Genomic DNA, 23,883 nt, shown 5'->3' with positions numbered 1-23,883 from the left:
CGGAGCCGTCGGCGAACCGGCACGAACATCGTTGGAGGCTTGGTCATGGACATCCGCATCGGCATCGCCCAGAGTGCGTCGGTCATCGAACTCGAGATGAGCGACGATACCGATCGGGCGGCGCTCAAGGCCGAGATCGATGCGTCGCTCGGAGCAGACAGCGGCGTGCTCTGGCTGACCGACAAGCGAGGCAAGGACGTCGCCGTGCCGGTGGCACGGGTCGCCTTCGTCGAGATCGGCAAGGACGACGCTGAGCGTCGCATCGGCTTCGGCGCCTGACCTCGATCGGCGCCTGCTGATCGTCGCCGGCAAGGGCGGGGTCGGCCGGTCGTCGTTCGCCGCCGCGCTCGCCCGACACCGGGCCGACGCTGCGGCTGCGGGTGAGATCATACGAGCCGGTCGAGGAGTCCTCGCCGTCGACTCGATCGCCGACGGCGGGCTCGCCGCGGCGCTCGGACCGTCGGTCCCCGGCGTCGAGTGCCTCGAACTCGACACCGAGGCTGCGCTCGACGAGTACCTGAAGATCTACATGAAGTTCCCCATCCCGCCGAGTCGGTTGGGGCCACTGGCGAAGATCTTCGACTACGTCGCCACGGCCGCACCCGGCGTGCGCGAGATCCTCACCATCGGCAAGATCGCCTGGGAGGTTCGAGAAGGGGACTGGCGGGCCGTCGTCGTCGACGCTCCGGCGACCGGGCACGTGGTCGAGCTGCTGAACGCGCCGGCGAATCTTGCGCGACTCATCGGGGTCGGTCCGCTCGCCGAGCAGACGAGATGGGTCGAAGCGATCCTGGCCGACCCGGCACAGACCGGGGTCGTGCTCGTCACCACCACCGAGGAGCTCCCGGTCACCGAACTCCTCGAGCTGCACCAACGACTGGTGAGCACCACCGCCGTCGACGTCGTCGGCATCGTCGCCAATCGGATGCCACCGCTCCTCGGACCCAAGGCGATGGCCGAGGCTGGCGAGCTGCGTGGAGCGCTCGGGCTGGCGGGACGAGTGGTCGCCGAGCGGTCCGAGGAAGCCCGCACCGGCCTGGCCCGGCTGGGTGCACTCGGACTCCCGATCATCCGAGTGGCCGAGAGTGATCGTCCGGTCGACGACATGGTGGCGGCCATCGCCGAGGCGGCAGGGCGCGGTAGCGCCGCAGTGGCAGGGCGTTCCGGTGCTCCGGACGCGGGCGAGGCACCGACCACCGCAACGACGAGGAGCGCACCGTGAGTCACCCACCCGCCACCGGGATCTTCTGCAACCGCACGCTCAACCTCCGCTCGGTCAAGGTGATCGGCTACGACATGGACTACACCCTGGTCCATTACCGGGTCGAGGAGTGGGAACGCAGCGCGTTCGAGCACGCCCGATCTCGACTCGCGGCGCGGGGGTGGCCGGTCGACGATCTGATCTTCGAGCCCGAACGCTTCACGCTGGGCCTCGTGTTCGATCTGGCGACCGGCAACCTGGTCAAGGCCACCCGCTTCGGCTACGTGGTGCGGGCGCTGCACGGCACACATCTGCTCGACTTCGACTCCCAACGCGAGGCCTACGCCGAGACGGTCGTCGAACTGTCGTCGGAGCGGTTCGAATTCATGAACACCCTGTTCGAGCTGAGCCGGGCCGCGCTGTGGACCCAGCTCGTCGACCAGCACGATGCGGGTCGACTTCCGGGTGTCATGAGCTACCACGACCTCTACTGGCAGATCGACGACGCCCTCGGCTGGGCCCATGCCGAGGGCATGCTCAAGGCCGAGATCCTGGCCGACCCGGAACGCTTCATCGACCCGAACCCCGAGATCGTGCCGACGATCGTCGACCAGCGGCTGGCGGGCAAGAAGATCGTCCTGATCACCAACTCCGACTGGGCCTACACCCGAGCCACCATGGCCCGAGCGATCGACGCGTACTGTGCCGAGGGCACCACGTGGCGCGACCTGTTCGATCTCGTGATCGTCTCGGCCGCCAAGCCTCGGTTCTTCGCCGATCGTGACCCGATCTACCGAGTGGTCGACGAGGAGCGTTCGCTGCTGCAGCCGCACTTCGGACCATTGATCAAGGGCGAGGTGTACTTCGGGGGGCATGCTCGACTGGTCGAGGAGTGGTCGGGTCTGACGCCGGCCCAGATGCTCTACGTCGGCGACCACCTGTTCGGCGACGTGCACGTGACCAAGGACATCCTGCGCTGGCGCACCGCCCTGATCTCACGGGAGCTCGAAGCCGAGGTCGACGACGCCATCGCCTTCGCTCCCCAGGAGCGCCAGCTCATTGAGCTGATGCGGCAGAAGGTCGCCGTCGAACAACGTCAGGCCACGCTGCGCATGGAGCGGCGGCGAGCCATCGCCAGCGGCGACCCGATCGTCGACATCGAACGGTCGCTCGCCGGAGCCGGCGCCGACGCCACCCGTCTCGACGGCGAGGTGGCGCCGCTGGCCAAGGCGGCCACCCAGCTGGGCAACCCGAACTGGGGGCCGCTCATGCGAGCCGGGAACGACAAGAGCCTGTTCGCCCGCCAGGTCGAGCGGTACGCCGACGTCTACCTCTCACGCGTGTCGAACTTCCGGCACGTGACGCCCTACGCCTACCTCCGGGCGGCTCGGGGCTCGTTGCCGCACGACGCCAGCCCGTTGTTCGACGACGGCCAGGGGGTCGACGCGCACGGGGCCGACGACACCGGCGGAGTGGGTGACGACACGTGAGCGCGAACGACGTCGCCACTCGCGATGCGTCCACGCTCGATCGGCTGCTCGCCGAGGCCAAGGTGGTGGTCGTCGTCGGGCCGGGAGGGGTCGGCAAGACCACCCTGGCCGCGGCCATGGCAGCTCGCGCCGCGATCGAGCACGGACGCCGAGCGTTGGTGGTGACGGTCGACCCCGCACGGCGCTTGGCCGATGCGCTGGGGGTGGGCGAGTCGGGGGCGGGGGGTGTCGCCGAGGTGCCGATGAGCGTTCCCCTGGGCCCGACCGCCGACCACGACGGCGGGGCGGGTGCCATGTGGGCCGTGATGGTCGACATGGAGCAGAGTTGGGACCGACTGGTGCGACGCCACGCGCCCGACAACGCAACACGCGACGGACTGCTCGACAACGAGCTCTACCAGACCCTCACCACCCGCTTCGTGCAGAGCCACGACTACATCGCGCTCGACCGACTCGTCGACCTTGCCGATCAGGACGACTACGACCTCGTGGTCATTGACACCCCGCCGTCGGTCCATGCGCTCGACGTACTCGACGCTCCGGACCGCATGCTCGAGTTCTTCGGCAGCCGGTTGCTGACCTGGCTCACGGCTCCCTATCGCACGCGCATGGTGCGGGTGGCAGCCAAGCCGTTCCTGGTGGTGGCCGAGCGGCTGCTCGGCGGCCCCTTCCTCGAGCAGATCGCCGAGTTCTTCTGGCTGTTCTCGAGTCTCCAGCCCGGCTTTGCCCGACGTGCCCGAGCGGTGAAGCGGCGGTTGTCGGATCCCGACACCCGCTACGTGGTGGTGCAGACTCCCGAGGCGGTGCCCCGGGCACGTGGCACCGAACTGGCCGCCGAGCTGCGTCGGCGTGGCCATCCGCCGGCGCTCACGATCGTGAATCGCACCCTCGACCCTTCGGTGCGAGCACTCGACGATGCGGCGATCGATGCGATCGGTCATCGCACGCTGCGTGACGCCGTCCGAACGCTGCGCGATACCGCCGAGGCCGACGCTGCGGCCCCGGCGGCGATCGGGCCCACGCATCAGGTGCTGTGGACTGCGGGTTCGTTGGTGGATGCCAGCGACTTGTCGGCACTGTTCGGCTGAACAGCGGGGGTGGAGTTCGGCTGAACAGCGGGGGTGGAGTTCGGCTGAACGGCGAGGGCGAGCGCATCGGCGAGTTGGCGAGCCAGTGGGCTGGCGGCGTGCGGCGCGTGTGTCGCCAGCAGGCCGAGCGCCCGGAGGAGGACGACGGCGGGGTCGTGCCGATCGAACGGGCACGGGAGACCGGCGTCGTCGGCCAGATCGGTCAGCACCGTGGCGAGTTCGTGCTGCCATCCCGCCAGACGTGCGATGGGAAGCGAACCGAGGATCCGAGCGATGTCGCGTGCCGTCATCGGTGGGATGGCGTCGAGATCGTTCGACCGATCAATGGTCCAATGTTGGTCGATTGGCGCAGGAGCGTTCGTGATCATTGGACTAGTGTCGTGGACCATGTCGGCGAGATCGAGTGCCAATGCCCGGAAATTGGACGCAAACGAGCTGAGCCACCGGTTGGGGCCGTGGTCCGGTGGCGATGGCCCGCTCTATCTCCAGCTGGCGTCGGCGATTGCGACGCTCATCGATGAGGGCGTGCTCGGTGATGGCGATCTGCTCCCGGCCGAGCGGTCGCTGGCGGCCGAGCTCTCGGTGTCGCGAGGAACGGTCGTTGCGTCCTACGAGAAGCTGTCCGAACTCGGCGCGGTGCAGCGTCGGCAGGGGAGCGGCACCCGAGTGGTTGCGAGCAGTGCGTCGTATCGGGCGCTCGATGAGCCTCGTCTCAGCGACTCGCTCTTCGACACTCGCCGCCATTCGATCGACATGCTGTTGGCCGTCAATCAGATCACTCCCATCGTGTTCGACGTGATCCAACAGGTACGCCTCGACGCCCGGCCGGAGCTTCTCGACTCGTCGGAACCGGCCGGACTCGCTCCGCTGCGCGTGGCCATCGCCGAGCACTTCACCCGCAACGGTCTGCCCACTACGGCCGAACAGATCGTGGTCACCAACGGTGCGCAGCAGGCGGTGGCCCTGCTGGTCGACTTGGTGGTGCGCCCGGGCGATGTCGTGCTGACCGAATCGACCACCTGGCCGGGCCTGGTCGACCTCGTCCGGTCGCGTGGCGCTCGGGTGCACGGGGTCGCAATGGACCACGACGGCATCGTGGTCGACGATCTGATCGCGTCGATCGATCGGCTGCGTCCGACACTGATCGCTCTCAACCCGCACCATCACAATCCGACCGGGTCGCGGCTCGCTGCCCATCGTCGGCCGCTCGTCGCCGATGCTGCCGCCGACTACGGCGTACCGCTCCTCGAAGATCGGGTCGTGGCATCACTGGCCTTCGACCACCACGTGGCGCCGCCGTTGGCCGCCTGCCGCCCCGATGGCGTCAACTTCGTTGCGGATTCGATCAACAAGGTGGCGTGGCCCGGGCTACGTATCGGCTGGGTGCGGGCCGACGCCCAGGCCATCCACCAACTGCGGGCGCGCAAGGCGGCCATGGACCTGTTCGCCCCGCTGCCGTCCCAACTCATGGCGCTTGCCGTCCTCGAGAACTTCGATCGCATCCGCGCCGACCGGGTGGCGCAACTCGAGCACCGCTCTCGTGTCCTCGCCGATGCACTCTCGGCCCAACTCCCGACCTGGCGCCAGCATCCGGTGCGGGGCGGACTCGTGACGTGGGTCGAGTTGCCGGAAGGTGCGGCGTCGGACTTCGCCCGCTTTGCGGCGAGATTCGGTGTGAGCGTGGCCGGAAGTCGCGAGTTCGCCTCGTCGTCCTACGTCGACGATCACCTTCGCCTCCCGTACACCAACCCTCCGGCGCAGATCGAAGAGGCAGTCCGGCGACTCGCTGCTGCCTGGGCGGCCTACGAACCCGGGATGGTGGCGTCGCCGATGACGAGCGAGCTGGCAACCGCGTCGCTGGTGTGAGTCAGCGTCCGGCCTGATCGTCGTCGTCGAGGATCGACACCTCGACCAACATCGAGACGAACGAGTCGAGGAACGGCGCAAAGCCGGCGTGTACGGCCTCGGGGCTGCCGCCCATGAGGAGCGGGCGACGCAGGAGTCCAACCAGCGCACTGACGGTCGAGCCCTGGTGGAACTGGTTCTCGGGGATCGTGGGCCACACCACGGCGTCGACGTCGATCGTGGCGATTTCGGCGTCGCTCAGTCCTCGGATCGTCTGACCGCTGAGAAGCGACTCGGTTGCGCCCTCGGGTCCGAGTTCGTCGATCTGGTGGCCGATCAATGCGTCGCTGACCGGATCGCCGGCGGTGGCCGGCCACGCGAGGACGAGCCGAGCCACGAGATCGGGACGGTCGACCGCAAGGCGCAGCGCAGCCGAACAGCCGTTGGATGCTGCCACCACGGCGACCTCTCGCCAGCCTTGCCGGTCGATGATCTCGGCGAGCGCGCCCGCCTCGTCGGACCAGGTGGAGGGCTGGTCCGGCCGATCTTCGGCGGTGTAGACGACGATGTGTCGATCGAGCGCGGGCGTGACACCCGTCGCCGTCCAGAACGCCACCGCCGTCATGTCGTCGTACAGACCCCCGTGCACCAGGAGGAGCGGGAGTCGTGTGGTCGGCAGCGGGTCGGTCACGCCGGTGACGGTACTCTCAACGGCGTGGCCAGCCTCAGCGATCTCGCCCGACAGCACACCTCGCTCGGACCCGAGGAGCGGACCCACCTGCGCCGGCTGGTGGCGTCGTGGGGCCTGCTGGCCGATCTGAGCTTCGCCGACCTGCTGTTGTTCGGGGTTGCCGAGGGCACCGAGGAGCGGTTCGTGATCTTGGGTCAGATCCGGCCGACCACGGCCCAGACGCTCTACCGCGACGACCTCGTCGGCCGCTTCATCTCGGCCGAACATCGGCCGCTGGTGGCGGCAGCCATGGCGGATGGGCAGCGAGTCGATGACGAGATCGACCTGCCATTGGCCGGGCGGCGAGCGGCGGTGCAGGCGGTGCCGGTCGTGTTCGGTGGCCGCCCGATTGCCGTGCTCACCAGCGAGACCCCGCGCCTCGGGGCTCGAATGCCGGGCGAGCTCGAGCACACCTATCTCGGGGTGTTCCAGAAGTTCGTTGCCATGATCCAGGCCGGCACGTTCCCGTTCGCCTACGAAGACGCCGAAACCGAGCAGTCGCCCCGAGTCGGCGATGGCGTGATGGTGCTCGACGAGCGGGGCACCATCGTCTTCACGTCGCCGAATGCGGTATCGGCCCTGCACCGCATCGGGTTCCATGCCAACGCCATCGGTCGAGAGCTCGAAGACGTGGGGTTCCAGGCCGACGCGCTGCGGACGGCCTACCGCCTACGCGTGCCGGTCACCGAAGACATCGAGCGAGGTCCGTCGGTGTCGATGGTGGCCCGGGTGTTGCCGCTGGTCGACAACGATGCCGTCGACGGCGCCATCGTGCTGATTCGCGATGTGTCGGAACTGCGGCGCCAAGAGCGGTTGCTCGTTTCGATGGATGCCACGATTCGCGAGATCCACCACCGGGTGAAGAACAACCTCCAGACCGTGTCGTCGCTGCTGCGATTGCAGGGACGGCGAATGGAGTCGGTCGAGGCGAAGGCGGCCATCGAGGAATCGGTTCGCCGCATCCGATCGATTGCGCTCGTCCACGAGATCCTCGCCCGCAAGGGCGGCGACGACGTGGCCTTCGGCGAGGTCGTTCGTCCGATCGTGTCGATGGTCGAGCAGGCCCTCGTGGCCCCGGACCGGCCGATCACCTTCCGTGTGGTGGGTGACGGTCCGACCCTGCCGGCGAGCACTGTGAGTTCGCTCGCCGTGATCCTCACCGAACTGCTGCAGAACGCCGTCGAGCACGGCTACCCGCCGGGATCGACGGGTGGCACCGTGGTGGTGGAGCTCGAGACCGGTTCGGAGGAGCTGGTCGTTCGGGTGCACGACGACGGGGTGGGTCTGGCGCCCGACTTCGATCTCGAGCGTCAGAACGGGCTCGGTCTGACCATCGTGCGCACGCTGGCGTCAGGCGAACTCCACGGCGACGTCACCATCCGGCCGGCGATCGGCGGAGGTAAAGGCGCAGTAGCCCAGCTGAAGGTGCTCCTCAGTGAAACGCTCTGAGTGAGCCATACGACGTGGAGAGCGAGATTCGCTCCCTGCGTTGCTCAGAGGCGGCTGCGGCGACGCCCGAGGTAGGTGCGGCGGAGGTGGCGACGCTCCTCTTCGGAGGTGCCTCCCCACACGCCGGAGTCCTGATTGCTACGGAGGGCGAACTCGAGGCACTGCAGCTGAGCGGCGCAACCGAGGCAGACTTCCTTGGCTTCTTCGATCTGCGTGATGGCGAGTCCGGTGGTTCCGACCGGGAAAAACAGGTCGGGATCGGTGTCGCGGCACGACGCGATGTCGCGCCAACTGGTGTCGAGTGGGGCATCAGGTCGCTCGGCGACCTTTCGAGCGACCCGATCACCCATGGTGAGTTCGGCCGTGTGAGCATCCCAGGACTCGACGATTGCCACTACTGCTCCTCCAGCGTTTGCAGTCGACCTCGTCGTCGCTGCCGTTGCGCACCGTAGCGAATACTTAGAGCCCCGTAAAGAGTTTGTTAACGACTATTTCCCGGCGGTGAACGGCCAGCGGTCCGATGCTCCCCTCGACGTGGTGTCGGCCCGCTGACACCGACAGCATCGGCCCTGGTGTCACCGGCGTCGATGGGTCAAGATGTCGAGTGTGCAACCAGAACCTGGCGCCGAGTCCGATCGACCACGAGACCTCGAGAGTCAGGTGCCCGAGGGTGTGTCACCCGAGGGGCTGATGAAGGTCCTCGGCCATCGAGGAGCTTCTCGCGACCACGCCGAGAACAGCCAGGAGGCGTTTGCGGCTTGTGCGGCGCTCGGGGCCGATGGCTTCGAACTCGATGTGCGCCGCAGCGCCGACGACGTCCTCGTCGTGGTGCACGACGCGGTACTGCCCGACGGTCGGGTGGTCCGCGAGACCATGGCTGCCGACCTCCCCGAGACGATTCCGTTGCTCGCCGACGCCCTCGAGCGCAATGCCGGGCAGTTCATCAACATCGAGATCAAGAACCACCCGTCCGATCCGGACTACGACGCCGAATTCGGCATCTCGATCGCCGTTGCCGGTTTGGTCGCCGCCTTCTCGGCGGCCCACCGAGTGTTGATCTCCTCATTCGACATGGCGACGATCCTGCGGATTCGCGAGGCCGACGAGACCATCCCCTTGGCCTGGTTGACCTTCGGTCAGGCCGATCCCCGCCAGATCATCGCTCGGGCCCAAGCCCACGAGCTCGCTGCGATCAACCCGCACGACCTGCTCGTCGATCAGGCCTTCGTCGACCGGGCCCACGAGGCCGGTCTCGATGTCTACACCTGGACCGTCGATGACCCCGAGCGCATCGTCGAGCTCGATCGGTTCGGCGTCGACGGCGTCATCACCAACGATCCGGCAGGAGCGCTGTCGGCGTTGGGTCGTCGCTGACGAGCCGGATCGACAACCCGCAACGGCTCGACGACCCAGCTCAGTCGGCGAGCGGGAGGACAAAGCGGACCGCGGTCGGGCGGTTGGCGAGCCGCAGACTCGTCACCGGCGGCATGGGTTCGCCGTCGAGTTGGTAGGTGAACGGTTGCGTCGAGGTGATGTAGGCCCCCTGCACGCCGGGCCAGTGGGCGAACGGTCCGCTGCTGGGCAGGCCTTGCGTGCTGCGGCGCAGGGTCGAGCTGATGCCCGGGAGGACCTTGGTCAGTGCCAGCGAGGTGGTGGCCACCAATGACAGCGGCTGGTCGAGCCCGGCCTCGGGCGCCAGGCTGATCGGGGTGTTGCCGAGGAAGGTGTAGGGGTTCACGTTGAGGGCCACCGCCATCTTGGCGTCGGTGAGGAGGCGGCCGTCGTCGGTCCGTACGGCCAACGAGAGCTGTCGCTGCTGCTCGGAGGTCAACGTGGCGATCGCGCTCGCAATGAACCACGGGTGCCCGGCGTACTTCTTCAACGGCGAGCGACGCTCGACTCGGGTCACCACCGCGGCGTCGAAGCCCGCGCCGACGTGGAAGACGAAGGCGCGATCGTTGGCGATGCCGACGCTGCCAGGGGAGATCGAACGCGCCCGGGTCTCAGGCGTCTCGAGGCTCGCCAGCAGCACCTTCGTGGCTTCGACGGCATTGTTCGGATAGCCGATGGCTCGGGCGAAGACGTTGGTCGAGCCGCCGGGCAAAGGGGCGACGGCGGTCGAGGTGCCGAGCAGGCCGTTCACCGCCTCGTTGACCGTGCCGTCGCCGCCGAGGGTGACGACGACGTCGGCTCCCTCCTTCATCGACCGATGGGCGAGCCGCGTGGCGTGACCCTGACGAGAGGTCTCGTGGACCGTGAGCTCGTGCTTCGACGACAGTCCTTTCTGGATGATCACCCGGCTCCGGGCCGACACCGACGACGCGGCGGGATTGATGATCAGGGACAGTCGCACCGGCCAACTCTAAACCAGCGGTGCTGGCCGAACGTGCAGGCGTCGTCGCCCATCTCGCTCCGCCGGTCGAGTCAGACAAAGTTCACATCGATCCGGCTTGACCGCTTGGTCAAGGAGCGGCCTACGATGCCCGGCATGAAGGTTGTCGTCTGTGTCAAGCAGATCCCGGACCCCGCCGATCCCGGCGCCCTGGATCCTGAAACCCGAACGCTCAAGCGGGATGTGAAGCTCATCCTCGACGAGTCCGACAGCTACGGCGTCGAAATGGCGCTGCAGCTGGTCGATACCGCCGGTGAGGGCGAAGTCACGCTGGTGTCGATGGCTCCCAACGGGGAGCGGTCCGGCCTGGCCACGGCGCTCGCCATGGGCGCGGCGTCGGCCACGCTCATCAGCGATCCCGAGCTCGTGGGGTCTGACGCCCTCACGACCGCCAAGATCCTGGCTGCCGCCATCCGCGACCAGTCGCCCGATCTCGTCATCGCCGGCTCCGAGAGCTCCGATGGCTACACCGGCACCGTGCCCGAGATGATCGCTGCGGTGCTCGACCTCCCGTCGGTCACCGCCGCCAAGTCCGTCGAGGTCGACGGCAGCGCCATCAAGGTGCAGCGTCAGACCAACGCCGGCTACGACGACGTCGAGTGCCCGCTGCCCGCCGTCATCAGCGTCACCGCCGGTGTCGTCGAACCCCGCTATCCGTCCTTCAAGGGCATCATGGCGGCCAAGTCCAAGCCGGTCGACGAGAAGTCGGCATCCGACCTCGGTTTCGACGCCGACGCCGTCGGTTGGGCCGGGTCGGGCCAGGAGATCATCGATGTCGCCCAGGCGCCCGTGCGTGAAGCCGGCGACATCATCGAAGACGACGGCGAGGCCCACCTGAAGATCGTGGCGTTCCTCGAAAACCTCAAGGTCATCTAGGAGCAGACATGACACTCGATTCCATTTGGGTCTTCGCCGAAGCCATCGACGGCGAAGTCGACAGCACCACCCTCGAACTGCTCACCAAGGCTCGCAGCCTCGCCGACTCTGTCTCGTGCGTGTTCGCCGGTGATGCCGACGACGTCGCCGAGAAGCTCGGTGAGTACGGCGCCGAGACCGTCTACGGCGTCGACGTCGACGACGCGCTGGTCGGCGTCCCGGTGGCTGCCGCCATCGCCGCCGCGGTCGATGCCGGTGATGGTCCCGATGCCATCCTGTTCGCCACCACCTACGACGCCCGTGACATCGCCGCCCGGCTGTCGGTCAAGCTCGACCGCACCGTCCTCAGCAACCTGATCGGGCTCGAGGCCGACGACGACACCCTCGTCGGCACGGCGTCGATCTTCGGTGGCCAGACCGACATCAAGACCAAGTTCACCGGTGAGGGTCCGTTCCTCGCCCTGGTGCGCCCGAAGTCGTTCGCCGCCGAAGCCAGCGGCGGCGACGCTGCCGACACCGAAGAACTCGACGTCCCCGATCTCGGGAGCGCCGGTGGTGCCACCGTCACCGATCGCTTCGTCGAAGAGTCCGACGGCCCCAAGCTCGACGAGGCGGCCATCGTGGTGGCCGGCGGTCGTGGTCTCGGCGAAGCCGAGAAGTTCGAGATGGTCGCCGATCTCGCCAAGAAGCTCAAGGGTGCCGCTGGCGCCTCGCGAGCCATCGTCGACGCCGGCTGGGTGCCCTACTCCCAGCAGGTCGGCCAGACCGGCAAGGTCGTCAAGCCCGATGTCTACATCGCCTGCGGTATCTCGGGTGCCACCCAGCACCTCGTTGGCATGAAGGGCTCGAAGAACATCATCGCCATCAACAAAGACGCCGAGGCCCCGATCTTCGGGATCGCCGATCTCGGCATCGTGGGCGACGTCCACAAGGTGATGCCTGCGCTCCTCGAGGCCCTCGCCAGCCGCTGACGGGGGAACCCGTCGGCGCTGGGGCGCCTTGGGGGTTCCTCGGAGTTCCTCGCTGCGCTCCGAACTCCCAACCTGGGCGACTAATGTCCAGGCATGAGTATTGATGAATCTACGCTCGACCGTCTCAGCAATGAGACGGTCGAGCTGCTTCAGGCCCTCATCCGCAACCAGTGCGTCAACGACGGGCGGCCCGAGTCAGGCCAAGAAGACGTCTCGGCGCGCCTGTTGCGCGACGAACTCGCTGGCACCGGTGTCGACCTCCAGATGTACGAGCCGACACCGGGGCGGTCGTCGCTGATCGCTCGCTATCCCGGCACCGATCCGTCGGCGCCGGCGCTGTGCCTGATGGGCCACACCGACGTCGTGCCCGTGTCGCCCGACGGCTGGGACCGTGATCCGTTCGGTGGCGAACTGGTCGATGGCGAGGTCTGGGGTCGGGGTGCGGTCGACATGCTCAACCTGACGTCCTCGATGGCCGTGGCGTTCAAGCACATCGTCTCGTCGGGCCGACGTCTTCCGGGCGATCTGATCTACTTCGCCGTTGCCGACGAAGAGGCCGGCGGGCGTCACGGCGCCGAGGTGCTCGTGCGCGACGAATGGGACGCGCTGAAGTGTGACTATGTGCTGACCGAGTTCGGTGGCATCCCCTTCCACAGCCCCAAGGGCATGTCGATGCTCATCACCACCGCCGAGAAAGGCCTCGGCTGGCGGCGTCTGACGGTCAAGGGCACGCCCGGCCACGGCTCCCAGCCCTACGCCACCGACAACGCACTGGTGAAGGCGGCCGAGGTGGTGCGGCGGCTCGCGGCCTACAACCCGAAGCCGAAGCTCGACGAGCTATGGGGGGCGAGGGTGCTTGCGCTCGGCCTCGACGACGACACCACGGCGAAGCTCCTCGATCCGGGAGCAATCGCCGAGACCCTGGCCGACCTCCCCACCGGCATGGCGCGCACGCTGCACGCCTGCTGCCACACCACATTCAGCCCCAACGTGGTCGAAGGCGGCGTGAAGACCAACGTCATCCCCGACTCGGTGGTGGTCGAGGTCGACATCCGCACCCTTCCCGGCGAGACCCACGACGACGTCGAACAACACCTACGTGACGCGCTCGGCGATGCCATGGACTACGTCGAGGTCGAGGTCATCCAAGACGACGAGTCGACGGCGTCACCGATCGGCAACCCGCTGTGGAGTGCGTTGAGCGATTCCGTGAAGATGGCCTACCCCGAGGCCAACGTCATCCCGAGCATCGTGACCGGTGGAACCGACAGCCGGTTCTTCCGCGGTCGGGGCGCGATCGCCTACGGCGCGGGCCTCCTGAGCCCGAGCATCGATGCCGGCGAGTTCTTCCGTCGGTTCCACGGCCACAACGAGCGCATCGACACCGAGTCGCTGAAGATGACTACGCGACTGTGGTTCGACGTGATCGATCGGTTGTGGGATTGACCAGCTGAAGCGGACGGCGACCGATTGCGGTCACCGTGACCGCCGGTTGCTGATCTTCGGCGATCAGCGGCCACGCCACCGAGAAGGTCAGGGGACGAACACCGGCCGGGCCGAGCACCAGGACACGTCCGTCGGCGAGCACCCGAAGGGTGAGCTCACCTTGCAGATCTCGTGGGAGCTGGAGACCCTCGGCCAGCATCGATCCAACTCGCAGTGGCACGGCCGAGCCGTCGGGGCGGGTGAGGGTGAGGGCGGCCTTGGCCGGCACGGTGATCTCGACGTCGAGCGCGTCGGCGTCGAGATCACCGGCCGGGACGGCCAAGCGATCGTCGACCCGTAGGTCGAGCGTGGGCCAGCCGGCACTCCAGTCCGCAAGTGCGGCGAGGCTCACGAGCCCCGCACCAACGACGTCGCCCTGATCGGCGATGATCGGGTCGCGCACGATGGCCGCCGCCGGGAGGACCCGGGCCAGCAGGTCGAGGAACAGGGGGTGCTCGCTCATCGAGCCGGCGACGGCGACCTGGCTGACGGCGGCCGAGACGTTGGACCATTCGTCGGATCGCACCAGACCATGACCGGACCGAAGCCGGTCGAGCTCTCGGACGACCGAGTGCAACCGGTCGATGATGACCTCGGCGGGTTCGTCGGGACCGGCCGACAGCGGGGTGGTGAACACGATGCGGCGGGCATCGGCGTCGATGGCCGCCGCCGAGATCTGTCCGCCGTCGTTGTCGAGAACCAGCATGGGTCCGATCGGTCCGGGACTGCCGAGCTGGCGCCGATGATGGAGCCATGAGGCGAAGGCCGCAACCGGGCGTTCGACCAGATGCTGGTCGTCGATCGGCAGACCTGCGTCGGCGAAGCCTTCGAGCAGCGCCGCGCGACACGCCGGCCCGAAAGCACTCGGAATGGCGATGTAGGGACGGGTGGGTAGCGACTCGGGGAAGACACACTCGGCCACCGACCGGGCGATGGCCACGGCGGCCGGCCGGTCGGGTCCGGCCAACTCGAGCAAGCGATCGGTGATCCGGTGCTTGCGTTCGTTGCGGTCGACCCAGCGCATGATCAGCCCCCGGTGCCCGGGAGCGAGTGGGATGATCGATCGTTCTCCATCGATCCTGGCCACACAGAGTGACCGATGGCGCGCAAGATCGAGTCCGATCACGAGCTCGGGGGTGGAGGGGGAGTCGACGGTCATGGTGCGGGGGCTCAGTTCGGTCGAAGGCGGGCAAACGCTGCTCGGATGGACCATCAGGGATGATTCGTACCCGGACACGCTAGCGGCTCGGCGTCGGCGCTCGCCAGAGTCATCCATCCTGATCGGCCCTCGTGGGTGCGTTGGAGCGACCGTCTGGCCACACTGGGTGGTCGCGAGGTCGGCATCGTCGCACCCGGTGAATCCGCAACCACGCAAACGGCTCACACTACGATCTCGTGGTCGACGGAGGGGGGCCGATGCGAAGCAACAACGACCGACCGATCAGCCGAGGTCGACTGAGCCTCATTGGCCTTGCGCTCGCTGCGGCGTCGTGCGGCGGCACCGGCGATCTGACCGTTTCCCAGAGCCAGGTCGGGACCACGGTCGCACCGGCGACGACCTCGGCGACCTCATGGAGTACGACCTCGACCGCCAACAGCACGACCACCGCCAGCACGACAACGACCACCGCCAGCACGACAACGACCACCGAGCCGCCACGTTCGCCGATCGTCGTCGCCGTGGCCGGCGATACCTCGTTCACCAACGGTCTCGACCAGCGCGATCCCCTGGGGCAAGTGGCCGAGTTGTTGTCGGCGCCCGACCTCATGATCGTCAATCTCGAGACGTCGGTCGCCGATCCCGATGTCGGCCGCGTTGCGGTGGACAAGCCCTTCTTGTTCAAGTCGCCGCCGGCGTCACTGCAGCTTCTCGTCGATGCCGGCGTGGATGTGGTGGGCCTGGCGAACAACCACACGCTCGATTTCGGCCCCGACGCACTGGAGCAGACGTTGCGGGAGGTCGATGCTGCGGGGTTGGCGCGGGTGGGCGCCGGGGTCGACGAGGCCGATGCCTACCGCACCCTCGTGGTCGATGTCGAGGGATGGAAGGTGGGGGTCGTCTCGCTGTCACGCGTTCCGTGCGACTGGTCGGCGTCGGGCGAGAACGTGCGGCCGCAGGTCGCCTGGGCCTGCCCGGCGTTCCTCGACCAGGCCGATGCCATGGTGAGTGACACCGTCGCCGCCGCCGATGTGACCGTGGTGATGGTCCACGGGGGCGAGGAGGGTGTCCTGTGCCCGTCGTCGTTCATGGTCGAACTGAGTGAGCGGTGGGCGGCCGCGGGCGTCGATGCGATCGTGAACGGCCACCCCCACGTGGTGCAGGGGCTCACCATCATCGGCGACACGTTGGTGGCCCGTTCGAGCGGCAACTTTGCGTTTCCGTCGGCCAGAGGGATCACGGCCAACAGCGCTATCTTCTCGTTCACGGTGACCGAAGCTGCCGACGGTGCGCCCGAGCTCGCGTTGCGAGTCGAGCCGGTTCGCGTCGATCACGGCGTTGCCCGCCCGCCGTCCGAGTCCGAACGAGCCGGCATCATCGAGCAGATTGCCGGGCACTCATCGGGGGTGCAGATCGCCGCAGACGGCTCGGTCGTCGCCGACCCCGAACAGCGCGGCCGCTGCGACTGAGGACCGAGCGAGCAGCCCTGGCCGGAAATGCGACGGCGGGTCGCGCCTTGGCCTACGCTCGGCCCGGGCACTGGTGGGAGAGAGGGACGACATGACGACCCAGGCGGATCGTCGTGCGCTGCACGCGTACGTGAGCAACGAGGCGCACGAGCGCTGGCACGACTTCGCAGCGGAACAGGGTGTCAGCGTCAGCGCCGTGCTCGAGGCCCTGGCATCCCACGTGCTCGGCGTGGTCGATGGTGACAGCGAGGCCGGTGGGCTGCGATCGGTGGTGCAGGAGGCCCGCAGGATCGATGCGCAGCGCCGTCGGCGACGTCCGGGGTGAACGCCGCCCGCCTCAGATGGCCGACAGGATCAGCAGGAGCAGCCCTGGCACGGCGTCGGGCCGAAGTGGGTGACGTGGTCGGTCCACTCGGTCCCCGAGAAGTAGCGCATGCGGTGCTGTCCGAACGGGTCGCTGTACCACCCGGCGGCGGTCACATCGGCCGCACTGCTCGGATCGGTGGACGTGACGTCCCCAGGTCGTGTCTCGAACGTTGTCATGGTCACCTGTCATCTCCGTTGATGTGGTGATGTACCGCGCGCTGTGCTCGGTCCCCGCCGTCCATGGAGGAGCTCTATGGACTGTCGGCCCGAGAGTACGGCCCCTTGAGAAAATCGCCATGTGAAATCTGCCCAAGCTGGGCAGATTCGCCCACAACAGGCCCGGGTCACACCCCGATCAGTGCCGCGCCGGGTGCATGTGCATGCAGAATCCCCTCGGCGTGACGCCGTTGGAGCTCGGCTCGGCCCTCGTCGCACTGGGCGGCAAACGGACACCATCCGCACAGCACCCCGGGCTTCGGGTCGAACGTATCGGCACTGCAGGCCGTGGTGATCGCCGACCAGGTGGTCGCCAGCTGATCGGTGACCTCGCCGATCCGGCTCTCGGTGACATCGATGTCGATCGTCTCCTGGCCCAGGTAGAGCAGGCGGGAGCGATGCGGGAGCTCGCCATCGGCGGCGGCGACGGCCGCCGCGTAGAGCAACACCTGTTGGATCTTTTCGTCTCGGTAGCGAACGTGTGGCGCCTGACCGGACTTGTAGTCGCTGATCACGAGCTTGCCGTCGAGACGCTCGATCCGGTCGACGATGCCGAGGAACGGAACGTCGGCCAGCGTGGCCTCGACCTTGCGTTCGGTGGCGACGACCTCGACCCGAGCCGGATCCTCGAGCTTCCACAGGCCGGCGATGGCGGTCCACGCCTGCCAGCGGAAGGCTCGCGCGTCGTCGTCGGACAGCGCGAGGTCGGCGAAGTCGGGCATGAGCTCGACGTCGGGCCAGCGCTCGCGTGCGATCAGCTTGGCCCGGTCGAGGGTGCGTTCCGGAGCGTCGAGTTGGCAGAGATGTTCGAGGACGAGATGGGCGAACGTGCCGACGACGGCGGACTGACCCGAGGGTTCCCGCAGCCCGTCGACGTACTTGAACTTCCAGCGGCGGGGGCAACCGTCGAAGGACGCCGCCGAGGAGGGTGACAAGTGCGGGGGGAGCTCGGCCATGTATGCATCATGGCAACCCCGTGTGACAATGGCGGCGATCGACGCCGATTTCTGCCCGTTCAGCGGCGGCGGGAGCCGCCGGCCCGCCGGCTCGAGGTCGACCGGTTCCGCGACCCGCCGGCCCGCCGGGTGCCGCTGCTGCGGGCCCCGCTCGATCGGGACGAGCGCGATCGGCCCAACCCGCCACCAGACGACCGGTTCGATCGGCCGAAGGGATCGGGGAACGAGCTGGAGGAGCGGCGAGGTGAGCCGAACGCTCCACCGAAGCCCCCCGACGACGCCGTGCGGCGCTGGGTACGGCGGCTGGTGGTCCGAGGGCGTCCACCACCGAGCAGGATCTGACCGAGGATACTCCCGAGCATGCCGCCCATGCCGCTGCTCATCCCTCCACCGCGTGACGACCGGCGTCGGGGTGCGGGCTGGGGCTGGGGCGGTGGCAAACGGCTCGACGACGTTCGGCCGCTGGGGCGGGGACCGAAGACCGAGTCATCGGGACCGAGCGCCGGGCCCGTCGGTGCCGGCGGCATGGCGGCCCGTTCTCGCTCAGCCGGCGACAGTGGCTCAGGCTCGCCGGCGAGACGGGCCGCAATGACCTCGAGCTGCCACTCGGCCTCGTCGATCCGATCGTCGAGCGCATCGATCTCGGCGGCAGTCGTGGCGTCGGGCAGGGCAAGCGACACTTCCTGGTAGGTGGCGCTCGCCTGTTCGTACAGGGCGATGAGTTCCGCATCCTTCGTTGCGATGACGGGGTCACCAAGATCGATCACGCGGTCGGCGTTGTTTCGAAGCTGCTCGGCGATCTCGGCCCGGTCGACCTCGATGGCCGCCTGCTCGGCCGCTCGCCGCTTGCGCCGGTTGGTGAAGAACCGTAGCCCGAAGAATCCGGCGATTGCCACCAGGATCACGAACAGCCAGGGGAAGCCGCCGCCGGAATCGGTGTTGTCCGTACCGGTGCCGGTGTCGGTCGCTCCTGAGGTCGAGTTCCCGGTGTCGGTGTCGGTGTCGGTCGCCGTGGTGGTTGCCGTCGTGGCCGGCGGGTTCTCACCGGTGAGCGAGGCAACGAACGCGTCGATCGCATCGGCGTCGCCTGCCGTGGCGAAGGCCGCGTCGAGCGCGGCGTCGAGTTCGGCCTCACTCACGTCGCCGACCTCGGCCGCGATGACGGTGGGGGTGAGCACGAGCACCGAGTCGAACCTCGATCCGCTCGATCGCATCGCCTCGTCGACGGCCAACGTGAGCTTCTGCGCGTCGGACGCAGGATCGGGAAGGACGACGGCGATGCCGGCGGCATTGGCCCGTCCGATGGCGGCATCGACGCCAGTGGCAAGCGGGAGCGCTGCCGGGTCGACCGAGCGGCCCGAGGCCTCGAGCTCGTCGACGATCGCCGTGATGGCATCGCTCGCCGTGGACTGGGCGCCGGCAGCGAGCGGGGCGAGACCGAGGCCCGGAAGCAGGAGAACGAGGAGGAGCAGAAGTCGTCGCACGGGGCGACTCTAGCGCTCCACCCACGGCGGCTTCGCCGCGTGCTCACGGCGGCTTCGCCGCGTGCTCACGGCGGCTTCGCCGCTGTGTCGAGGGCAGCTTGGCCGGTGCGATCAGAGGATCCCGAGCGGTGTCGCCGACTCCGGGAGCACGCTGGCGGCTTCCACCCCGAGCCATTCCTCGGCCAGGGTTGCGAGATACCGGTCGAACGGCACGGTGGTGCGCAGGTTGCCATCGTCGTCGAGATCGCCGAGGTCGGGCCGCTCGCCCGCCTGCCGGGCGTGAAGCGGTCCGGCGAGCAGCATGGTTGAAGCCGAGCCGTGATCGAGTCCGCCGTCGTGCTCTTCGACCCGACGCCCGAACTCCGAGACGGTGGCGACGAGCACACGATCGGAGGCGCCGGCCTCGTCGATGCGCCGGAGGAAGCCGTCGAGTGCGGCGTCGAGCCGTTGCAGATTGTCCTGCTGCTTCCATTGGTGCCCGACGTGGGTGTCGAAATCGCCATAGCCGACATACACCACGCGTGTTCCGACCCCGGCCGTGATCAGCGACGCTGCGGCCGCGAGCTTCGCGCCCAGGTCGCCTCCTTCGGAGAACATCGGATCCTCCCAGTTGTTCTCCTCCTCATCGCGACTGGCGAGCTCGGTCGAGAGGGCGAGGAGGCGCTCGTAGGCGTCGGCCACCGGTCCGGCGTCGTCGGTTCGCACAAAGCGTTCGATGCCCTGACGGAAGGCGGCGGCCGGGGCCCAGTCGGTCGGCTCGAAGAACCACAAGTCATCGAGTCCGTCGAGGGCGAGGGTGGCAGCTCGCGTGTTGGTGAGGTGGTTGGTGTAGCCCGACAGCGAAAGGCCGACCAGCGGGCTGCCGTCGTCGAGCGCGTCGGTGAGCCGGCCGAGGAATCCGGTGTGCGGGGCATAGCTGCCGGCAGCGTCGCCCCGTTCCCACCGCTCGGTCATGGCGAAGTGCGACAGATCACCCGCCACCGGGCCGACGCCTTCGACGGTGATCAGCGGCCGCTCGCGCAGGCGAGCCATTGCCGGGTGGAGCCCGACCTCGTCGTCGAGCCACAGGGCATCCTCCTCTGCGATCGCGAGCGACGGTCGCAGATCGTGGTAGCGGCCATCGGCCACCGGCGCAAGCAGCGACAGCCCGTCATTGCCACCCCGAAAGTCGATCACGACGAGCACTCGGTCGACGACGGCGCCGGGGAGTACTCGGCCGGACGGGACCGCTGTCGGGGTCGAACGGCCACCGGTCGGCAGCGGTCGCCCAAGCGATCCTGACGGTCGGGGGCCGGACGACGATCGGAGATAGCCGGTCGTTGCCAGCGCCGCCGCCGAGGCGCCGAGACCGCCCAAGACGGCACGGCGTGACAGCCGACGTCCGGCCGGCAGGGGTGTAGCAGGCCGAGGAGAGCCCGACGGCGGCGAGGACGGGTTCGATCGAGAGGTGAGGGTCATGCGCGCTGGAACTCCGGTGAGGCGAGGGCAAGTCGCCAGCGAGCCGCCACGCGGCTCGCCGGGTCGATATCGGGGATCGAGGCAACCGATTCGATGGCGTCTCGGGTCGACGGGTCGACGTCGACCAGCGAACACCGTTCGAGGATGGCGTCGGTCGCCGCCGGAAGATCGGGGAGCTCGGCGGGATCGATGCCGTAGAGGAATCGCACGCGACCGAGCATCGAGCCCGGCGACAGCCACCGATCGCCGGCAGGCCAGCCCGCGACGTTCGGGGGATCGTAGGGATACTGGCCGAGCTGGCGGATCGCCCAGGGGTCCGAACGCTCAAGCCCGAGGGCGGTCGTGGTTGCAGCCCACCACTCGATCGGGGAGCGGACCCCGGCCCCGATCGAATCGGCGAAGGCGTCGTCGGCACAGATCCGCTCGACCAGCGGGCGGATCTCGAGGTCGCGACCAGCCCACCAACGCCCCAGTTCCTCGCGCCCCTCGTCGGTCAGTGGTCGTCGCACCACGTGGTCCCACAGCGCCGAGGCGACGCGCGCCGCCGTTGCCGGGTCGTCACACAGCCGGTCGATGACGAGCTCGGTGTCCCACTTGGCCTGTTCACCGAGGAAGAGCAGCGGAGCGATGAAGGCCCGGTCGCGGTGCCAGGTGACCGTCGTCGGTCCGTCGTCGGTCGACTCGACGATCCAGCCGGCGAGCGCTCGGGCGGCGGCTCGAACATCGTCCTCGCTGTAGTGCCCGCGTCCCACGGTGAAGAGCTCCATCAGCTCGCGGGCGAGGTTCTCGTTCGGGTTCGACGCCTCGGAGTAGTTGGCGTCGAGATACTCGAGCATGGCGCCACCGGTGATCACCTCGTGGAGAAGGGTTCGGAAGTTGCCGAGACCGCCCGAACGCAGGGTGTCGAGCTGCTGCGCGATCAGTAGCGGGTCGCCCACCTTCTGGGCGTTCGTCGTGAGGTGTCCATGCCAGAACCACGCCATGCGGTCGACGATGCCCGTGTCGGCCGCCGCCATCTGGTCGAGCCACCACGCCACGATGTCGTCGGTGTCGAGGTCGCCGTCGTCGTCATCGGACGGTGGGGCGGTGGGGGCGGAGGCTGCCTGATGGCGACGGATCGTCCCCTCGTCGAACATCGCAGCAACGGTGTCGCTCAATGTGCGGCCGGCGAGCTCGTCGACACGGTCGGGATGCGGACTCAGGGCGAGGCGTCGTAGCACATGCGCCGCCGTCCGGCGCTCGGTGGCCTGCTCACGTCCTGCATCGACCGGTCGTGACGGCGGGGTTCGGCGCTGGCGCAGCATCGTCCGATCATGCGCGGTCGTCGGTGAAACGAACATGAAGGCCGCCTTCATCGTTCCTTCATCGAACCCGTGCGACACTGGTGCGATGCGCCTCCTCGTGGTCGAAGACGATGCGTCACTCGGCCGCGTGCTCGTACGAGGGCTCGTCGAGGAGGGCCACGCCGTCGATCTCGTCGGCACGATCGCCGATGCCGTCGAGGCGACCAGCGTGCACGGCTACGACCTCCTCGTCCTCGACGTTGGACTGCCGGATGGCGACGGCGTGTCACTCTGCCGGCAACTCCGCGCCGAGGGGTTCCGCACGCCGGTCCTGCTGCTCACTGCTCGCGATGGTCTGTCCGACAAGGTGGCCGGGCTCGATGCCGGCGCCGACGACTACCTGACGAAGCCCTTTGCGTACCCCGAGTTGGCGGCTCGCGTTCGTGCCCTGCTCCGTCGACCGGCCGAAACGGCGACGCCCGTCCTCGAGTTCGGCGACCTGCGGCTCGATCCGGCGGCGCACACGGTCTTCCGGGGAGCGATCATGATCCCGCTCACGCCCAAGGAGTTCAGCTTGCTCGACTATCTGCTGCGGCGCCCGGGCACCGTGGTCTCCCGGGAGGACTTGCTCGAGCACGTGTGGGATGCCCACTACGACGGTCTGTCCAACGTGGTCGATGTGCACGTGGCCAACCTGCGACGCAAGCTGGAGCTCCCGGGTGGGGGAGCGGCCGGTGAGCACGGCGTGGCCATCGACACCGTTCGTGGTGTCGGCTACCGCATGGTCGTCCCCACGTGACCACGCCGTCGCGACGAGATCGCATCAGGGGAACGGCCCTGATGGCGCTGGCGGCGACGATCATCGTCGGCCCGCTCGGCCTCGTCGGCTACAGCCGGGCAGTCGACCGGGCGAGGGCCGAGATCGAACGAGCGGCAACCGGCAACGTCGACGCCGCCTCGATGTCGATGCGACTCGAAGACGGCCCGACCCCGGCCAACACATGGATCGTCAACGTCGACGGGCCGTGGTGGGACACGTTCGGCGACACCTGGATCGAGCCTCCGCTGCAGAGCCTGGGCGACGCGGGGCTCGACGGTGAGCACTGGCGGGAGTTCGACATCGATGGCCCGCTGCTCGCTTACGCACGAGGCATCGGCAACAACGAATCGCTCGTCACCGTGGTGGATCGGTCGTCGTTCGAGCGTGACCGGTCGAGTGCTCGCTGGCGGTGGCTGGCCATGGGCCTCATGGCGATCGCGGCGCTCACTGCCGTCGCCTGGTGGCTGCTCGGCCGCCGACCGGCTCCCGTGCACATCGTGCCGAGCGTCGGGAACGACTTCGTCGCCGACGCCGCTCACGAATTGCGGACACCGCTGTCGATCATCCAGGCCTCGGCCGGCCATGCGCTTGCCCGCGAGCGAGACGCCGCCGCCTACCGGGAGTCGCTGTCGGAGATCCTCGATGCGGCTGAGCGTGCCGGCTCGAGCGTCGGCGAACTTCTCGAGTTCGCCCGGTTGCAGGACGGCCAGGCCCAGCCTCGCCTGGCGCCGCTTCGTCTCGACCTTCTGGTCGAGGAGGTCGCCGCGTCGGTCCGCGTCGACGACGTCACCATCACGGCCGTCCCGGGCAACGCCGCGGTGGTCAACGCCGACTACCACCTCATCCGCCAGGTGGTCGACAACATCACGAGGAACGCAGCCGCCAGAGCCACCGTCGTCACCCTGTCGACCCGGCTCGACGAAACGTTTGCCACGATCGAGGTCAGCGACAACGGTCCAGGGTTCGACCCCGGAATGATCGACCACGTTTTCGAGCGCTTCCGGCGCGGCGACCGCAGCGGTGCGGTCGGACTCGGCATGGCGATCGCTCGCAGCATCGTGGAGTTGCACGGCGGCACGTGCGCAGCCGAGAACGCCGAGTCCGGTGGGGCTCGGGTCTCGGTGCGATTGCCGTTGGCGTGACGC

General features: G+C 68.3%; 24 protein-coding genes. 14 read left to right on the top strand and 10 right to left on the bottom strand.

What is annotated here, in order from left to right; translation table 11 throughout:
* Window positions 1–45 precede the first annotated feature (45 nt).
* Genes R2733_03275 through R2733_03260 form a run of 4 tightly spaced genes read left to right on the top strand, consistent with a single transcriptional unit; the run spans window position 46 to window position 3,779 of the window.
* Window positions 46–279: a DUF3107 domain-containing protein gene (locus tag R2733_03275; protein ID MEZ5375505.1), complete on the top strand. Its 234-nt coding sequence runs from the start codon at window positions 46–48 to the stop codon at window positions 277–279.
* Window positions 251–1,222, top strand: a complete 972-nt coding sequence (locus R2733_03270) for an ArsA-related P-loop ATPase (protein MEZ5375504.1) — start codon at window positions 251–253, stop codon at window positions 1,220–1,222. Before R2733_03275 ends, R2733_03270 begins: the two co-directional genes overlap by 29 nt.
* A complete protein-coding gene (locus tag R2733_03265; GenBank protein MEZ5375503.1) occupies window positions 1,219–2,691 on the top strand; it encodes an HAD-IG family 5'-nucleotidase in 1,473 nt (490 codons plus the stop codon). The genes R2733_03270 and R2733_03265 overlap by 4 nt, the downstream gene beginning before the upstream one ends.
* On the top strand, window positions 2,688–3,779 hold the full coding sequence (locus tag R2733_03260) for an ArsA-related P-loop ATPase (GenBank protein ID MEZ5375502.1): 1,092 nt from the start codon (window positions 2,688–2,690) through the stop codon (window positions 3,777–3,779). Before R2733_03265 ends, R2733_03260 begins: the two co-directional genes overlap by 4 nt.
* On the opposite strand, the gene R2733_03255 is transcribed toward R2733_03260, so the two are convergent.
* Complete coding sequence (locus R2733_03255) at window positions 3,716–4,147, bottom strand: hypothetical protein (GenBank protein ID MEZ5375501.1); 432 nt, start codon at window positions 4,145–4,147, stop codon at window positions 3,716–3,718. The two genes, R2733_03260 and R2733_03255, sit on opposite strands and share 64 nt — an antisense overlap.
* On the opposite strand from R2733_03255, the gene R2733_03250 reads away from it, so the two are divergent.
* Window positions 4,140–5,645, top strand: a complete 1,506-nt coding sequence (locus R2733_03250) for a PLP-dependent aminotransferase family protein (GenBank protein ID MEZ5375500.1) — start codon at window positions 4,140–4,142, stop codon at window positions 5,643–5,645. The two genes, R2733_03255 and R2733_03250, sit on opposite strands and share 8 nt — an antisense overlap.
* Before the next feature lies 1 nt (window position 5,646).
* On the opposite strand, the gene R2733_03245 is transcribed toward R2733_03250, so the two are convergent.
* Window positions 5,647–6,315 carry an alpha/beta hydrolase gene (locus tag R2733_03245; GenBank protein MEZ5375499.1) on the bottom strand — a complete coding sequence of 223 codons (669 nt, stop codon included), beginning with the start codon at window positions 6,313–6,315 and terminating at the stop codon, window positions 5,647–5,649.
* A 24-nt stretch (window positions 6,316–6,339) separates the two neighbouring features.
* Between R2733_03245 and R2733_03240 the strand changes: the two genes are divergently transcribed.
* Window positions 6,340–7,803, top strand: coding sequence for a histidine kinase N-terminal domain-containing protein (locus R2733_03240; GenBank protein ID MEZ5375498.1), 1,464 nt, complete (start codon window positions 6,340–6,342; stop codon window positions 7,801–7,803).
* A gap of 44 nt (window positions 7,804–7,847) precedes the next feature.
* Here the strand turns inward: R2733_03240 and R2733_03235 are convergent, their stop codons facing one another.
* Complete coding sequence (locus R2733_03235) at window positions 7,848–8,153, bottom strand: WhiB family transcriptional regulator (GenBank protein MEZ5375497.1); 306 nt, start codon at window positions 8,151–8,153, stop codon at window positions 7,848–7,850.
* Between the two features lie 256 nt (window positions 8,154–8,409).
* Between R2733_03235 and R2733_03230 the strand changes: the two genes are divergently transcribed.
* Complete coding sequence (locus R2733_03230; protein ID MEZ5375496.1) at window positions 8,410–9,177, top strand: glycerophosphodiester phosphodiesterase; 768 nt, start codon at window positions 8,410–8,412, stop codon at window positions 9,175–9,177.
* A 40-nt stretch (window positions 9,178–9,217) separates the two neighbouring features.
* On the opposite strand, the gene R2733_03225 is transcribed toward R2733_03230, so the two are convergent.
* Window positions 9,218–10,156, bottom strand: coding sequence for a diacylglycerol kinase family protein (locus tag R2733_03225; protein MEZ5375495.1), 939 nt, complete (start codon window positions 10,154–10,156; stop codon window positions 9,218–9,220).
* A 135-nt stretch (window positions 10,157–10,291) separates the two neighbouring features.
* On the opposite strand from R2733_03225, the gene R2733_03220 reads away from it, so the two are divergent.
* The 3 genes from R2733_03220 (at window position 10,292) to R2733_03210 (ending at window position 13,488) form a co-directional block, all read left to right on the top strand.
* Window positions 10,292–11,071, top strand: coding sequence for an electron transfer flavoprotein subunit beta/FixA family protein (locus R2733_03220; protein ID MEZ5375494.1), 780 nt, complete (start codon window positions 10,292–10,294; stop codon window positions 11,069–11,071).
* A gap of 8 nt (window positions 11,072–11,079) precedes the next feature.
* Window positions 11,080–12,042 carry an electron transfer flavoprotein subunit alpha/FixB family protein gene (locus R2733_03215; GenBank protein ID MEZ5375493.1) on the top strand — a complete coding sequence of 321 codons (963 nt, stop codon included), beginning with the start codon at window positions 11,080–11,082 and terminating at the stop codon, window positions 12,040–12,042.
* A 93-nt stretch (window positions 12,043–12,135) separates the two neighbouring features.
* Window positions 12,136–13,488 (top strand): M20/M25/M40 family metallo-hydrolase, encoded by a 1,353-nt coding sequence (locus tag R2733_03210; GenBank protein MEZ5375492.1) that lies wholly within the window; start codon window positions 12,136–12,138, stop codon window positions 13,486–13,488.
* Here the strand turns inward: R2733_03210 and R2733_03205 are convergent.
* Window positions 13,445–14,686, bottom strand: coding sequence for a hypothetical protein (locus R2733_03205; protein MEZ5375491.1), 1,242 nt, complete (start codon window positions 14,684–14,686; stop codon window positions 13,445–13,447). The genes R2733_03210 and R2733_03205 overlap by 44 nt on opposite strands.
* A gap of 257 nt (window positions 14,687–14,943) precedes the next feature.
* On the opposite strand from R2733_03205, the gene R2733_03200 reads away from it, so the two are divergent.
* Entirely contained in the window at window positions 14,944–16,155 is a 1,212-nt protein-coding gene (locus tag R2733_03200) for a CapA family protein (protein ID MEZ5375490.1), read from the top strand.
* 91 nt (window positions 16,156–16,246) lie between these two features.
* Complete coding sequence (locus R2733_03195; GenBank protein MEZ5375489.1) at window positions 16,247–16,480, top strand: hypothetical protein; 234 nt, start codon at window positions 16,247–16,249, stop codon at window positions 16,478–16,480.
* A gap of 29 nt (window positions 16,481–16,509) precedes the next feature.
* On the opposite strand, the gene R2733_03190 is transcribed toward R2733_03195, so the two are convergent.
* The 5 genes from R2733_03190 to R2733_03170 form a co-directional block, all read right to left on the bottom strand.
* Window positions 16,510–16,698: a DUF2510 domain-containing protein gene (locus tag R2733_03190; GenBank protein ID MEZ5375488.1), complete on the bottom strand. Its 189-nt coding sequence runs from the start codon at window positions 16,696–16,698 to the stop codon at window positions 16,510–16,512.
* Window positions 16,699–16,865: 167 nt separating this feature from the next.
* On the bottom strand, window positions 16,866–17,693 hold the full coding sequence (locus R2733_03185; protein ID MEZ5375487.1) for a PD-(D/E)XK nuclease family protein: 828 nt from the start codon (window positions 17,691–17,693) through the stop codon (window positions 16,866–16,868).
* Window positions 17,694–17,752: 59 nt separating this feature from the next.
* Complete coding sequence (locus tag R2733_03180; protein MEZ5375486.1) at window positions 17,753–19,177, bottom strand: hypothetical protein; 1,425 nt, start codon at window positions 19,175–19,177, stop codon at window positions 17,753–17,755.
* A gap of 111 nt (window positions 19,178–19,288) precedes the next feature.
* Complete coding sequence (locus R2733_03175; protein ID MEZ5375485.1) at window positions 19,289–20,533, bottom strand: DUF1501 domain-containing protein; 1,245 nt, start codon at window positions 20,531–20,533, stop codon at window positions 19,289–19,291.
* A gap of 98 nt (window positions 20,534–20,631) precedes the next feature.
* Complete coding sequence (locus tag R2733_03170; protein ID MEZ5375484.1) at window positions 20,632–21,975, bottom strand: DUF1800 family protein; 1,344 nt, start codon at window positions 21,973–21,975, stop codon at window positions 20,632–20,634.
* Between the two features lie 49 nt (window positions 21,976–22,024).
* Here R2733_03170 and R2733_03165 point away from each other — a divergent pair, with 49 nt between their 5' ends.
* Complete coding sequence (locus R2733_03165; GenBank protein MEZ5375483.1) at window positions 22,025–22,717, top strand: response regulator transcription factor; 693 nt, start codon at window positions 22,025–22,027, stop codon at window positions 22,715–22,717.
* Complete coding sequence (locus R2733_03160) at window positions 22,714–23,880, top strand: HAMP domain-containing sensor histidine kinase (protein MEZ5375482.1); 1,167 nt, start codon at window positions 22,714–22,716, stop codon at window positions 23,878–23,880. Before R2733_03165 ends, R2733_03160 begins: the two co-directional genes overlap by 4 nt.
* The last annotated feature ends 3 nt before the right edge of the window (window positions 23,881–23,883 follow it).

The sequence above is a fragment of the Acidimicrobiales bacterium genome (genome assembly GCA_041394265.1).
Classification (GTDB): domain Bacteria; phylum Actinomycetota; class Acidimicrobiia; order Acidimicrobiales; family SZUA-35; genus JBBQUN01.
This window is presented reverse-complemented; position numbering and strand designations above follow the sequence as displayed.